The 13,331-nt window shown below is 59.8% G+C and carries 11 protein-coding genes and 3 tRNA genes; 12 read left to right on the plus strand and 2 right to left on the minus strand.

All coding sequences use genetic code 11. The features are described from left to right. Positions 1 to 26 precede the first annotated feature (26 nt). From accD to VSQ83_RS09220, 11 genes are all read left to right on the plus strand, one after another. On the plus strand, positions 27 to 947 hold the full coding sequence (gene accD, locus VSQ83_RS09170) for an acetyl-CoA carboxylase, carboxyltransferase subunit beta (protein WP_095028327.1): 921 nt from the start codon (positions 27 to 29) through the stop codon (positions 945 to 947). Then, positions 944 to 2,251 carry a bifunctional tetrahydrofolate synthase/dihydrofolate synthase gene (folC, locus tag VSQ83_RS09175; protein ID WP_133079408.1) on the plus strand — a complete coding sequence of 436 codons (1,308 nt, stop codon included), beginning with the start codon at positions 944 to 946 and terminating at the stop codon, positions 2,249 to 2,251. The genes accD and folC overlap by 4 nt, the downstream gene beginning before the upstream one ends. Further along, on the plus strand, positions 2,235 to 2,864 hold the full coding sequence (locus VSQ83_RS09180; RefSeq protein WP_133079407.1) for an SPOR domain-containing protein: 630 nt from the start codon (positions 2,235 to 2,237) through the stop codon (positions 2,862 to 2,864). The genes folC and VSQ83_RS09180 overlap by 17 nt, the downstream gene beginning before the upstream one ends. A 106-nt stretch (positions 2,865 to 2,970) precedes the next feature. After that, positions 2,971 to 3,528, plus strand: coding sequence for a CvpA family protein (locus VSQ83_RS09185; RefSeq protein ID WP_095028330.1), 558 nt, complete (start codon positions 2,971 to 2,973; stop codon positions 3,526 to 3,528). A gap of 41 nt (positions 3,529 to 3,569) precedes the next feature. After that, positions 3,570 to 5,075 carry an amidophosphoribosyltransferase gene (purF, locus tag VSQ83_RS09190; RefSeq protein WP_133079406.1) on the plus strand — a complete coding sequence of 502 codons (1,506 nt, stop codon included), beginning with the start codon at positions 3,570 to 3,572 and terminating at the stop codon, positions 5,073 to 5,075. Between the two features lie 67 nt (positions 5,076 to 5,142). Continuing rightward, positions 5,143 to 6,354, plus strand: a complete 1,212-nt coding sequence (locus VSQ83_RS09195; RefSeq protein WP_326426154.1) for an O-succinylhomoserine sulfhydrylase — start codon at positions 5,143 to 5,145, stop codon at positions 6,352 to 6,354. Positions 6,355 to 6,362: 8 nt separating this feature from the next. Then, positions 6,363 to 7,130, plus strand: a complete 768-nt coding sequence (locus VSQ83_RS09200; protein ID WP_219261465.1) for an SDR family oxidoreductase — start codon at positions 6,363 to 6,365, stop codon at positions 7,128 to 7,130. A 108-nt stretch (positions 7,131 to 7,238) separates the two neighbouring features. Beyond that, positions 7,239 to 7,314, plus strand: a tRNA-Val gene (locus VSQ83_RS09205). A gap of 55 nt (positions 7,315 to 7,369) precedes the next feature. After that, positions 7,370 to 7,446, plus strand: a tRNA-Asp gene (locus tag VSQ83_RS09210). Between the two features lie 102 nt (positions 7,447 to 7,548). Then, positions 7,549 to 7,625 (plus strand) — tRNA-Asp (locus VSQ83_RS09215). A 166-nt stretch (positions 7,626 to 7,791) separates the two neighbouring features. Beyond that, positions 7,792 to 8,643, plus strand: coding sequence for a DUF2242 domain-containing protein (locus tag VSQ83_RS09220; protein ID WP_326426156.1), 852 nt, complete (start codon positions 7,792 to 7,794; stop codon positions 8,641 to 8,643). A 238-nt stretch (positions 8,644 to 8,881) separates the two neighbouring features. Here VSQ83_RS09220 and VSQ83_RS09225 read toward each other — a convergent pair whose 3' ends face one another. Both VSQ83_RS09225 and VSQ83_RS09230 read right to left on the minus strand, forming a co-directional pair. Further along, positions 8,882 to 9,922, minus strand: coding sequence for an AraC family transcriptional regulator (locus VSQ83_RS09225; protein ID WP_219261347.1), 1,041 nt, complete (start codon positions 9,920 to 9,922; stop codon positions 8,882 to 8,884). A gap of 4 nt (positions 9,923 to 9,926) precedes the next feature. Further along, positions 9,927 to 11,057 carry a carbon-nitrogen hydrolase family protein gene (locus tag VSQ83_RS09230; protein WP_326426159.1) on the minus strand — a complete coding sequence of 377 codons (1,131 nt, stop codon included), beginning with the start codon at positions 11,055 to 11,057 and terminating at the stop codon, positions 9,927 to 9,929. Between the two features lie 211 nt (positions 11,058 to 11,268). Here VSQ83_RS09230 and VSQ83_RS09235 point away from each other — a divergent pair, with 211 nt between their 5' ends. Further along, positions 11,269 to 13,305, plus strand: a complete 2,037-nt coding sequence (locus tag VSQ83_RS09235) for an oxidoreductase (RefSeq protein ID WP_133079400.1) — start codon at positions 11,269 to 11,271, stop codon at positions 13,303 to 13,305. The last annotated feature ends 26 nt before the right edge of the window (positions 13,306 to 13,331 follow it).

Raw genomic sequence — 13,331 nt, forward strand, 5'->3', positions numbered from 1 at the left:
GGCCACCGGTACTGGAGAAAGAAAGCATGAGCAACTGGTTGGTAGACAAGCTGATTCCTTCGATCATGCGTTCCGAGGTCAAAAAGAGCTCGGTACCTGAAGGCCTGTGGCACAAATGCCCGTCTTGCGACGCTGTGCTTTATCGTCCAGAGCTGGAAAAGACCCTGGACGTTTGCCCGAAATGTAATCACCACATGCGCATTGGTGCGCGTGCCCGCATCGATATCTTCCTGGATGCCGACGGCCGTGCCGAGTTGGGCGCAGACCTGGAGCCGGTTGACCGTCTCAAGTTCCGTGACAGCAAAAAGTACAAGGATCGTCTGGTCGGCGCGCAAAAGCAGACGGGCGAAAAAGACGCGCTGATCTCCATGAGCGGTACGTTGCTGGGTATGCCGGTGGTTGTGTCTGCCTTTGAATTCTCGTTCATGGGCGGCTCGATGGGCGCCATCGTCGGCGAGCGTTTCGTGCGTGCAGCCAACTACGCGCTGGAAAACCGCTGCCCGATGATCTGCTTTGCAGCCTCAGGCGGTGCGCGGATGCAGGAAGCACTCATCTCCCTGATGCAAATGGCCAAGACCTCTGCGGTGCTGGCGCGTCTGCGTGAAGAGGGCATTCCGTTCATCTCGGTGCTGACCGACCCAGTCTATGGCGGCGTTTCGGCCAGTCTGGCAATGCTGGGCGATGTCATCGTGGCTGAGCCTAAAGCCCTGATCGGCTTTGCCGGTCCGCGGGTTATCGAACAGACCGTTCGCGAAAAACTGCCAGAAGGCTTCCAGCGCAGCGAGTTTCTGCTGGAGCACGGCGCAATCGACCTGATCATTGCGCGTCAGGAGCTGCGTCCACGCCTGGGCAACCTGCTGGCACAGATGATGGGCTTGCCAACACCTGTGTTCGTCGCGGCACCTGTTGAAACCATCGTTGTTCCACCGGCACCTGCAAACCTATGACCCAGCGCACCCTTGGCGAGTGGCTCGCCTATCTTGAACAGCTGCATCCGGCCGCCATTGATATGGGGCTGGATCGCGCACGCGAGGTAACGAACCGCATGGGGCTGCAAAAGCCCGCGCCTCGGGTGGTGACGGTTACCGGCACCAATGGCAAGGGCTCGACCTGTGCGTTTGTGGCAGCGTTGCTGCAGGCGCAAGGGCTCAAGGTGGGGGTTTACAGTTCGCCCCACTTGCTGCGCTATAACGAGCGCGTACAGATTGACGGGGTTGAAGTCAGCGACGAACTGCTGTGCGAGGCCTTCGCGGCTTTGGACGCGGGGCGGGGCGAGACTTCCCTGACTTATTTTGAAATGGGTACGTTGGCAGCGTTCTGGCTGTTTGAGCGTGCCCAGCTGGATGCCGTAGTGCTGGAAGTCGGCTTGGGCGGACGTCTGGATGCGGTCAATCTGGTGGATGCCGACCTGGCGCTGGTGACCAGCATCGGTGTCGATCATGTCGAGTACCTGGGCAATACCCGCGAATCGGTGGCTTTTGAGAAGGCCGGGATCTTCCGTGCGGGCAAGCCAGCCCTCTGTGGCGACCTCAATCCTCCTCACACCCTGCTCGACAAGGCCAGGGAGCTGGGCTGTCCGCTGTTCTTGCGCGGCCGTGACTTCGATCTGGCCAGTTCAGAGCAGGTGTGGCACTGGCGTGGCCTGGATGCGAAAGGGCAGGTTCTGGAGCTGCGTGACATTGCGCTGCTGGATTTGCCCATGGAGAACGCAGCGCTTGCGGTGCAGGCCTATGCGTTGACCGATCTGCCATGGGAGCCGGCGCGCATCATCAGTGCACTGGTTGGCACTCGCGTCACGGGTCGACTGGATCGCCGCCAATTCAACTGGAAAGGCAAAGCCTTGAATGTGCTGCTGGACGTGGGGCACAACCCCCATGCGGCCGAGTACCTTGAGCGGCGTTTGGCGCAGCGGCCTGTCACTGGCAAGCGCCTGGCCGTGTTCGGTCTGCTGGCAGACAAGGACCTTGATGGCGTAGTGTCACAGCTCGCGTCGTCGGTCGAGCATTGGGCGGTTGCACCGCTGAATACCTCGCGGACACGGTCGGCGGCTGAGGTTCAGGCTGCGCTGCAGGGGCTTGGTGCTTCGGTCTCGGCCCATGACAGTGTGGATGCCGCGCTCGAAGCTCAATGCGAACGGGCTACGCCCGAAGACGAAATCCTGTTGTTCGGATCATTTTATTGTGTCGCGCAAGCGCTCGAGTGGTTGGAGCGGCGTGCCAAGGAGGAGGCTGCAAATGGCTTTGCTGGATAAGGTATTCAAGCAGCGTATGGTAGGCGCCCTGGTATTGGTGGCGTTGGCCGTGATTTTCCTTCCGATGTTGTTCTCGCGTCAGGACGAGCAGCGTCAAATCCAGGTGGATGCACCCACGGCGCCACAGATTCCGGTCATGCAGCCGGTTCAGGTCGAGCCAGTTGCCGTGCCGGAGCCGCAAGTCATTGCCCAAGAGCCGGTCCCGGAAGAATTGCCGGTTGTCGAGCAGCAGGTGGCGACGGCTCCTGTCGCGCCTGTGGTTGCAAAGCCTGCAGCAGTTGCCCCAAAGCCACCGGCTGTCACCCCGGCACAAACGGTTGCCCAGGCACCGGCCAAGCTGGATACCACGCAAAAGCGTGTTGATCCCAACGGCTTGCCGATCAGCTGGTCGGTTCAATTGGTGAGCCTCTCCAATCGGGCGAGTGCGGACAACCTTCAAAAAACCCTTCGTAATCAAGGGTATAACGCTTACGTTCGATCTTCCGGCGGGATGAATCGGGTTTTTGTCGGTCCGTTGCTTGAGCGTGCAGAAGCCGATCGCCTGCGTGATTTGCTCGGCAAACAGCAAAATCTCAAGGGTTTTGTGGTGCGCTTCCAGCCTGAACGCGGTTGAGCGCGCAAAAAGGTTCAATCTGATTGCTCAAGCACGGATAAATCGCCTTACCTGAGCGGCGGCGCTCTGCTAAAATGCGCCGCCTCATCTGTCTGTAGGCTGAACTGTGCCATTTACCTGGGTTGACTGGGCGATCGTTGCAATTATCGCCATCTCCGCTTTGATCAGCTTGAAGCGCGGCTTTGTAAAAGAAGCATTGTCGCTGTGCACCTGGATCATTGCCGGGGTCGTTGCCTGGATGTTCGGCGGTTCACTGTCTCAATATCTCTCCGGATACATCGAAACACCTTCCGCCCGCGTTATCGTTGGGTGCACCATCATGTTTGTCGCCACCTTGCTGGTAGGCGCAATGATCAATTTTCTTATCGGCGAACTGATTCGCGTCACCGGCTTGTCCGGGACCGATCGTTTTCTCGGCATGGCCTTCGGCGCTGCGCGTGGCGCGTTGCTGGTGGTAACTGCGGTCGGGCTGCTTAGCCTGGGGCCGGTACAGCAAGACTCATGGTGGCAAGAGTCGCGGCTCGTGCCACAATTTCTATTGGTTGCCGACTGGTCCAAAAACCTCATTCTGGGGTGGAGCAGTCAGTGGCTGGCCAGCGGAATCAGCGTACCCGCTGACATTCCGTTCAAGGAGCACCTCTTGCCGGCTACCCAGCCCAAGTGAGCGGTGTTCAGTTCAGATCCATTAAGTAGGGGTTGCGTCGCATGTGTGGCATCGTCGGTATCGTCGGTAAGTCGAACGTCAATCAGGCGCTGTATGACGCGCTAACCGTCCTCCAGCACCGCGGCCAGGATGCTGCCGGTATTGTGACCAGCCATAATGGCCGGTTATTTCTGCGCAAGGACAACGGGCTGGTTCGTGACGTGTTTCATCAGCGTCACATGCAGCGCCTGGTCGGCAACGTGGGCATTGGCCACGTACGCTATCCAACCGCTGGCAGCTCGACTTCAGCTGAAGCTCAGCCGTTTTATGTCAACTCGCCCTATGGCATCACCCTGGCGCATAACGGCAACCTGACCAACGTTGAACAGCTGGCCAAGGAGATTTACGAATCTGACTTGCGTCACGTCAACACCAACTCCGATTCGGAAGTGTTGCTCAACGTCTTCGCCCATGAACTGGCTCAGCGCGGCAAATTGCAGCCGACTGAAGAAGACGTGTTTGCTGCCGTGACAGACGTGCACAACCGCTGCCGTGGCGGTTACGCCGTGGTTGCGATGATCACCGGTTACGGCATCGTCGGTTTCCGCGACCCGAACGGCATTCGCCCGATTGTCTTCGGTCAGCGTCATACCGACGAAGGCGTCGAGTACATGATCGCCTCCGAAAGCGTCTCCCTGGATGTGCTGGGCTTTACCCTGATTCGCGACCTTGCGCCGGGTGAAGCGGTTTACATCACTGAAGATGGCAAGCTGCACACCCGTCAGTGCGCGGTGAACCCGCAATTGACCCCGTGCATCTTCGAGCACGTGTACCTGGCTCGTCCGGATTCGATCATCGACGGTGTTTCGGTGTACAAGGCGCGTCTGCGCATGGGTGAGAAGCTCGCCGAGAAGATCCTGCGCGAACGCCCGGATCACGATATCGACGTGGTTATCCCGATTCCGGACACCAGCCGCTGCGCGGCGCTGGAGCTGGCGAACCACTTGGGCGTCAAGTTCCGCGAAGGCTTCGTCAAAAACCGTTACATCGGCCGTACCTTCATCATGCCGGGCCAGGCAGCGCGTAAAAAATCCGTGCGCCAGAAGCTCAACGCCATCGAACTGGAGTTCCGTGGCAAGAACGTGATGCTGGTGGATGACTCGATCGTGCGCGGTACAACGTGCAAGCAGATCATTCAGATGGCCCGCGAAGCCGGCGCCAAGAACGTCTACTTCTGCTCGGCGGCCCCGGCAGTTCGCTACCCGAACGTCTATGGCATCGACATGCCGAGCGCCCACGAGCTGATCGCACACAACCGCAGCACCCAGGAAGTGGCCGAGTTGATCGGTGCTGACTGGTTGATCTACCAGGACTTGCCTGATCTGATCGAAGCAGTCGGTGGTGGCAAGATCAAGATCGACGCGTTCGACTGCGCAGTGTTTGACGGCAAATACGTCACCGGCGATATCGATGACAACTATCTGGAACGTATCGAGCGTGCGCGCAATGATGCTTCCAAGGTGGTTGCCCAGGGTGTCGGTGCGACGATAGGCTTGTACAACAACTAAGTGTTCACCAAACCGGCCCTGATGGGCCGGTTTGCGTTCATCCAATACAAAGCAAGGAGTGGGCAGCATGAGTCAGGATTGGGATGCGGGTCGGCTGGACAGCGACCTTGAGGGCGTAGCGTTCGACACCTTGGCTGTGCGTGCTGGCCAGCACCGTACGCCCGAGGGCGAGCATGGTGATGCAATGTTCCTGACCTCCAGCTACGTGTTCCGCACGGCGGCTGACGCGGCAGCACGGTTCTCGGGCGAAGTGGCAGGCAACGTTTACTCGCGTTACACCAACCCCACCGTTCGTGCCTTCGAAGAGCGCATTGCGGCCCTTGAAGGCGCCGAGCAGGCCGTGGCAACCGCCACCGGCATGGCGGCCATTTTGTCGGTGGTCATGAGCCTGTGCAGCGCCGGCGATCACATTCTGGTGTCGCGCAGCGTGTTCGGCTCGACCATCAGCCTGTTTGAAAAGTACTTCAAGCGCTTTGGCGTGCAGGTCGATTACGTGCCGTTGGCTGAACTGGCTGGCTGGGCCGCGGCGATCAAGCCCAACACCAAATTGCTGTTTGTCGAGTCGCCGTCCAATCCGCTGGCCGAGCTGGTGGACATTGCCGCCCTGGCCGGGATTGCCCACGCCAAGGGCGCGCTGCTGGTGGTCGACAACTGTTTCTGCACGCCTGCCTTGCAGCAGCCGCTGAAGCTGGGCGCGGACATCGTGGTGCATTCGGCCACCAAATTCATCGATGGCCAGGGCCGTTGCATGGGCGGTGTGGTTGCCGGTCGTGGCGAACTGATGAAAGAAATCGTCGGCTTCTTGCGCACTGCCGGGCCGACCCTGAGCCCGTTCAATGCCTGGATCTTCCTCAAGGGTCTTGAAACCCTGAACCTGCGCATGCGCGCTCACTGCGCCAGTGCCCAGTCGCTGGCCGAGTGGCTGGAGCAGCAGGACGGGGTTGAAAAGGTTCACTACGCCGGTCTCAAGAGCCATCCGCAATATGAGCTGGCCCAGCGTCAGCAGCGCGGTTTTGGTGCGGTGGTCAGCTTTGAGGTCAAGGGTGGGAAAGAGGGCGCCTGGCGCTTTATCGACGCAACCCGCCTGATCTCGATCACCGCTAACCTGGGTGACAGCAAAACCACGATTACCCATCCGGCGACCACGTCCCATGGTCGTCTGGCGCCACAAGAGCGTGAAGCGGCGGGTATTCGCGACAGCCTGATCCGGATCGCGGTCGGTCTGGAAGATGTCGCCGACTTGCAAGCCGACCTCGCACGAGGTCTTGCTGCGCTGTGAGTGACTGGATGGACGAAACACCGGTTGGCGGCAATGGCCGCGTAGCGCTGGTGACGGGTGCTGCGCGGGGCATTGGCCTGGGGATTGCTGCCTGGCTGGTCAGTGAAGGTTGGCAAGTGGTATTGACCGACATTGACCGTGCCCGGGGTTCCAGGGTGGCCAAGGCGCTGGGTGAGAGTGCCTGGTTCGTGACGATGGATGTTTCGGTCGAGGCCGATGTCATTCAGTGTGTCGCGCAAGTCCTTGGCCAGTTTGGGCGGCTGGACGGGCTGGTGTGCAATGCCGCCATTGCGGATCCGCACAACATGGGCCTTGAAAGCCTCGATCTGGAACACTGGAATCGTGTTCTGGCGGTCAACCTGACCGGGCCCATGTTGCTGGCCAAGCATTGTGCGCCGTACCTGCGTGCGCACAATGGTTCGATCGTCAACCTGGCTTCCACCCGCGCCCGCCAGTCGGAGCCTGATACCGAGGCTTACGTGGCAAGCAAGGGCGGGTTGCTGGCGTTGACCCATGCGCTGGCCATCAGCCTTGGGCCGCAGGTTAGGGTCAATGCGGTCAGCCCGGGCTGGATTGATGCCCGGGACCCCTCTGTGAGGCGTGCAGAGCCGCTGACGGACGCCGATCACGCTCAGCACCCGGCTGGCCGGGTAGGGACCGTGGAGGACGTCGCATCGATGGTTGCCTGGTTATTGTCACGTAATGCCGGGTTTGTGACGGGGCAGGAGTTTGTGGTTGACGGAGGTATGAGCAAAAAGATGATCTATGGCGAGTAGGCCTTGTTGCAGGCTGGCCACTATTTTTGCCTTTTTTGAAAAAAACTCAATCTTGTCCTTGACTTAGCTTCGATAGATGCGTAAATTTCGCGGCCTCAACGAAGCAAAGGGTGATTAGCTCAGCTGGGAGAGCATCTGCCTTACAAGCAGAGGGTCGGCGGTTCGATCCCGTCATCACCCACCACTTCTTGAGATTCTCGCAAGAGAAAGGTCGTTCTGAAAGGAACAACCACCGACGCGCAGCGGTAGTTCAGTCGGTTAGAATACCGGCCTGTCACGCCGGGGGTCGCGGGTTCGAGTCCCGTCCGCTGCGCCATATTTGTACAAATCAGGTTCGCCTGGTTTGCGATTGAAAAGCACCGAAGCTCTTCAGTCACAGGTTTTGAAAGTTTCAAACGGACGCAAGTCCGAGCGATACGCAGCGGTAGTTCAGTCGGTTAGAATACCGGCCTGTCACGCCGGGGGTCGCGGGTTCGAGTCCCGTCCGCTGCGCCATATTTGCTTCAGAGCCCTTGAACTCTCTGAAGCTACAAAGAAAGCGACCTTAGGGTCGCTTTTTTTGTGCCTGAAATTCTACGGCAGCGGCTACACATGGAAACTGCTCCCGCCAAACGCGAACTGATGCACAATACACCCCGTACCGTTCTCTTCAGGATCTTTAATGCTTATGTCATTCCCCGTGCGTGCCGTGGTAGTCGCCCTAGTGCTGGCTGGACTCGCAGGTTGCTCATCGAAGAAGACAGCGATCTACGAACATGAAAGTTTCGATGATTCCGGTACGTTCTCGCGTAATTACCCGGTAACCGACAAAACCTCCTGTGAGGCTGCGCGCCGCGCGTTGCTCAGCCAGGGCTACATCATCACCAGCAGCGATCCGAAAATCATCAGTGGCCACAAGAGCTTCCAGCAAACGGGTGAAAGCCATCTGGAAATCAGCTTCAACATCGTGTGCGCCGACGATGGTGGTTCACAGCATCACGCCACCATGTTTGCCAATGCCCTGCAGGACCGTTATGCGCTGAAAAAGGTGAACAACTCCGCGAGCCTGGGGGTTGGTGTGCTGGGGTCGGTATCGATGCCTATTGGCTCGACCGATGACTCGATGGTCAAGGTCGCCAGCGAGACAGTCTCTTCGCCTCAGTTTTACGACCGCTTTTTCACGCTGGTAGAAGCATTTCTGCCCAAGCCCAAGGAAGTGGAAAAGGCGGTGCATGCCCCTGAAGCGCCCAAGCCCGACTTGGGAGTGCCCGAAGCAGTGCCTGCCAAGGACGAAGCCGCTGCGCCTGCCATTGAGCCGCCAGCGCCTGCTGTCGAGTCTGTGAGTGAGCCCGTCGTGCCACCGGCAGACGTCGAGCCCATTTCCCCGGTAGAAGTCCAGGCAGCCCCTGCGGCGGCGGTACCCGAGATCAAGCCTGCAGCCGAACAACCTGAGCCGGCCAAGGCCGTCGCGCCACAGGGCGAGTCTACGATCACCCCTGTACCTGTTGCGGTAGAGCCTTCGCCCCCTCAATAACCGTGCGGTAAATCCCAAAAGCTCTGCTACGTTTATAAATGAGTTGTGACAGTGCCCGCGAAGGTGTCATTTTTCCTTCATGGGGGCACTTTATGCTCAGGCATGACTTAAACAAACAGACTGAAAAGGGATGCTGCTATGGACGATTATCAGGAAGAACTGCTTGAGTATCGGGCTTTTGAGCTCGACCCGCTTGAACCTGCTGACGATGCGACCGAGCTTTGAGCTCCAGGCACGTTTACGCAGATTGGCGCTGAAGGCGTCGGTATTCCCCCGGCGTCTGCGCATTCCAGCGCTTGAAGGCGCGTTGAAACGCCTCGGCTGAGGCAAACCCCAACAAATAGGCAATCTCGCCAAAGGCCAGTTCCGTATCGCGGATATAGGTCATGGCGAGGTCGCGGCGTGTGTCGTTGAGAATGGCGCGAAACTGCGTGCCTTCCTCCGTGAGCTTGCGCCGCAAGGTCCAGGTCGGCAGCTTCAGGCGAGCCGCCACTTCTTCCAGGTCGGGTTCACGACCACCGTTGAGCAAAGGCCCCAACAGTTGTGTGATGCGTTCGCGCAGGCTGCGGGTGCGGGTCAGTTGCTCCAGTTCGCGTTCGCACAACTGCAGCAGGTAGGTCCAGGTACTTGGACAGTGCTGCGGGTTGCGCAGGTCGAGCGTGGCATGGTTCAGGCGCAGCTGATTGGTCTCGGCGCGAAAATGGACTGTCGAACTGCCGAGCGCGCTGTAGCGTGCCGCGTAATCAGGTTCATTGAACTCAATGTCGATGTGCTCGCAGCTCAGGGGGTGGGCTGCGACCGATGACAGGTGTTGCAGCCAACCGGCAATGATCGAGTCCACCACAAAGCGGTTGTAGGCGTTGTACGGGCTGATGGAATAAAAACGCAGCCAGGCGCCCCGGGCGTCTTCGTGAAAGCTCGATTGCCCTCGATAGTTGGAGCCGTAGAGGGCCTCAAAACGAATCAAGGTGCGTGCCGCCTCCCGAACGGTGGGTGCCTGGGCCGCAGTCACACCGGCCAGTCCGACCTGGTTCAGGCGGCTTAGCTGGCCCATGCGCAAGCCCAGTGCCGGGTCACCGGTGAGGGCAATTGCCGCGTGCCCCAGGCGCATGTAGCGCGGTATCGACAGGCGCGCCAGCGGCTGGGCGAGACGGGCGGGGTCAAGGCCGAACTGTTCGAGCAGGGGCGCAGGGTCTTTGCCGCAGCTGTGCACGGCATCGGCCAGGGCCTGGACAAACCCCACCGACAGATCGCCCAGGCGCATCGGCAGCGGTTTCATCGTGCTAGAGCCAGACGTTCAACAGCCGTGCACCGGTGCCGGGCTGATCCGCACTGGTCTGGCCGTTGTGACTGATAAAGCCCAGTCCTGTGCTGTGCTTGTCCCAGAACTTGCCCCGCAAGAAGACGGTGACACCGGCTTGGGCAGTGCTGCTGGGCAGGCTGCTGATCAATGTCAGGCGATGCCAGGCGTCGCCTTCGGTCACTTCGCCGGGCTTGAGGCTGATTTCGCTGGGTGTCGATACGCTTTTGTAGCCGCCCCATGGTTTGTCCCAGGTGGTTTTGCCAACGATGAACGCGGGCACGGCGATCAGTTGCGCACGTTTTTCGTTCAGGGTGCGGTAGTTCTCCGGGTACCAGCTGTCGCTGCCGATCAGGATGCCCAGGCGTCCGGCCGGGGTATCAACCACATTCAACTCATGGTCGGGGCTGGGCTGGATATAGCTTTGCTCTTCATAAGTGGGCAGCAACTGACGCTGGGGAGTGCCCAGCGCTGCGCCATCACTGCCGAAGACCACACTGCTGTTGTACAAGGGGCCCGTGCCGGACAGCAGCGTGCCGTTCTCGATACGCGGCGAAGGGAGGGCAATGCTCCCGGCCACCAGGGTGACGCCGAACTCTTTGGCCAGGCCGCCAAACAGCGTCTGGTAATCGGCTGCCATGCTGCTGGCCTTCATGCGCAAGTGAGCATCGTTGATCCGGCTTTCGCCGTCAGCACGAAGCCAGGCATTGGCAAAGGCCAGCGGGTTGCTCACCGCCAGCCAGCGCATGGCTTCATTCAGGTTGGCTGCCTGGTACAGCTCGCTTTTTTCACCGCGAAACATCAGCCAGGAGCCAATGTGCTCTGGCAGCACCACGACGGTTTTGTCATTGAGCAAACCTGCAGCGCGAGCGGTGTCGAGATAAGCCGCCAGCTTCAGGTGCACCAGCGCCAGGCTTTGATAGTCGCGGGGTGACAGGTCGGGCTCGATACCCAGCAGGTTGCCACGATCATTATTGACACCCTCGTTTATGGCCAGCTCGATACGCAGGTCAGAGAGGTAATGACCAACATCCCGTTGCGTGGTCCACCAGGCATAGCCGCCGGCAGCGGCGACAAGGGCGATCAATAAGGTGCAGCCAATAAGTTTGCGCATATAAATAGAACGGACAGCTTTCAGCGGAATTCGATGTCTAGGGTAGGCGGCGCTTGCGGGCTTGCCAAGGGGGGATGTGCATTTGGGTTAATAATTTGTAACTTTGGGTCATTGAGTGGGGCCCATCCAGCCTTTACCTTGGCGGACATTAAACGACGGGAGCCGCAGAGCATCCCGCGTTCCGTGATTTAGACCGTTGTGGAGCTGACTGATGACTGCCACGCACTACCCGCATTTAATGGCCCCGCTGGATCTGGGCTTCACCACGTTGCGCAACCGCACCCTGATGGGGTCAATGCACACCGGTCTCGAAGAAAAAACCGGTGGCTTTGAGCGTATGGCTGCCTACTTTGCCGAGCGGGCCAAAGGCGGTGTGGGTTTGATCGTGACGGGGGGCATTGCGCCTAACGACGAGGGCGGTGTGTACAGTGGCGCGGCCAAGCTGAGCACGGTCGAAGAGGCGGAAAAGCACGTAGTCGTCACCCGGGCCGTTCACGATGCCGGCGGCAAGATCTGCTTGCAGATCCTCCATGCCGGGCGTTATGCCTACAGCCCGCGCCAGGTTGCGCCGAGTGCGATTCAGGCGCCGATCAATCCGTTCAAGCCCAGGGAACTGGACGAAGCGGGCATTGAAAAGCAGATCAGCGATTTCGTGACATGCGCCCGACTTGCCCAGAGCGCCGGGTATGACGGTGTCGAAATCATGGGTTCCGAAGGCTACCTGATTAACCAGTTCCTCGCGGCGCACACCAACCAGCGCACCGACCGCTGGGGCGGCAGCTACGAAAACCGCATGCGCCTGGCGGTAGACATCGTGCGTCGCGTGCGCGAAGCCGTAGGCCCGAACTTCATCATTATTTATCGCCTGTCGATGCTGGACCTGGTGGCAGGCGGCAGCGTGTGGGAAGAAATCGTGCAACTGGCCAAGGCCGTCGAATCGGCCGGTGCGACCTTGATCAACACCGGGATCGGTTGGCACGAAGCGCGCATCCCCACCATTGCTACCAAAGTGCCCCGTGCCGCCTTCAGCAAGGTGACGGCCAAGCTTCGCGGTTCGGTCAGCGTGCCCCTGATTACCACCAACCGCATCAATACCCCGGACATTGCCGAGCAGATCCTGGTCGAAGGTGACGCTGACATGGTGTCCATGGCCCGTCCGTTCCTGGCCGATCCCGAGTTCGTCAACAAGGCGGCTGCCGGGCGCAGTGACGAAATCAACACCTGCATCGGCTGCAACCAGGCCTGCCTGGATCATACCTTCGGCGGCAAGCTGACCAGCTGCCTGGTCAACCCCCGCGCCTGCCACGAGACCGAACTCAACTACCTGCCGACCATTGCGGTCAAAAAAATTGCCGTGGTCGGAGCCGGCCCCGCCGGTCTTTCAGCGGCCACGGTGGCGGCAGAGCGCGGGCATGAGGTCACGCTGTTTGACTCGGCGAGCGAGATTGGCGGTCAGTTCAATGTGGCCAAGCGTGTGCCGGGCAAGGAAGAGTTCTTCGAAACCTTGCGCTACTTCAAGCGCAAGCTGCAAACCACCGGTGTCGAACTGTGCCTGAACACCCGCATGGATGTGCAGCAACTGGTCGACGGGGGCTTTGACGAAATTATCCTGGCCACCGGCATTGCGCCGCGTACGCCTGCCATTCCAGGTATCGACAACCCCAAGGTGCTGAGCTACCTGGACGTGATCCTGCAACGCAAGCCGGTGGGCGCCAAAGTGGCAGTGATTGGCGCAGGCGGTATCGGCTTTGATGTATCCGAGTTTCTCGTGCATCAGGGCGTGTCCACCAGCCAGGACCGTGACGCGTTCTGGAAAGAATGGGGCATCGACAGTGCGCTTGAAGCCCGGGGAGGTGTTGCCGGTATAAAGCCAGAAGTCCACGCACCTGCTCGCCAAGTGTTCCTGTTGCAGCGCAAAGCCAGCAAGGTGGGCGACGGGCTGGGCAAAACCACTGGCTGGATCCACCGCGCGGGCCTGAAAAACAAACAGGTGCACATGCTCAACAGCGTTGAATACCTGAACATCGACGATGCAGGGCTGCACATTCGCATTGGCGAGGGTGAGCCGCAGGTATTGCCGGTCGACAACATTGTGATTTGCGCCGGGCAAGACCCGTTGCGGGAGCTGCACGACGGCCTGGTCGCGGCCGGGCAGAGCGTGCATTTGATCGGGGGTGCCGACGTGGCGGCCGAGCTGGATGCCAAGCGCGCCATTGATCAGGGTTCGCGCCTGGCGGCGCAGCTCTAGACTCCTGCGTGTGCCCTTTGTGGGAG

Source organism: Pseudomonas sp. DSV-1 (assembly GCF_035830915.1).
Lineage (GTDB): Bacteria > Pseudomonadota > Gammaproteobacteria > Pseudomonadales > Pseudomonadaceae > Aquipseudomonas.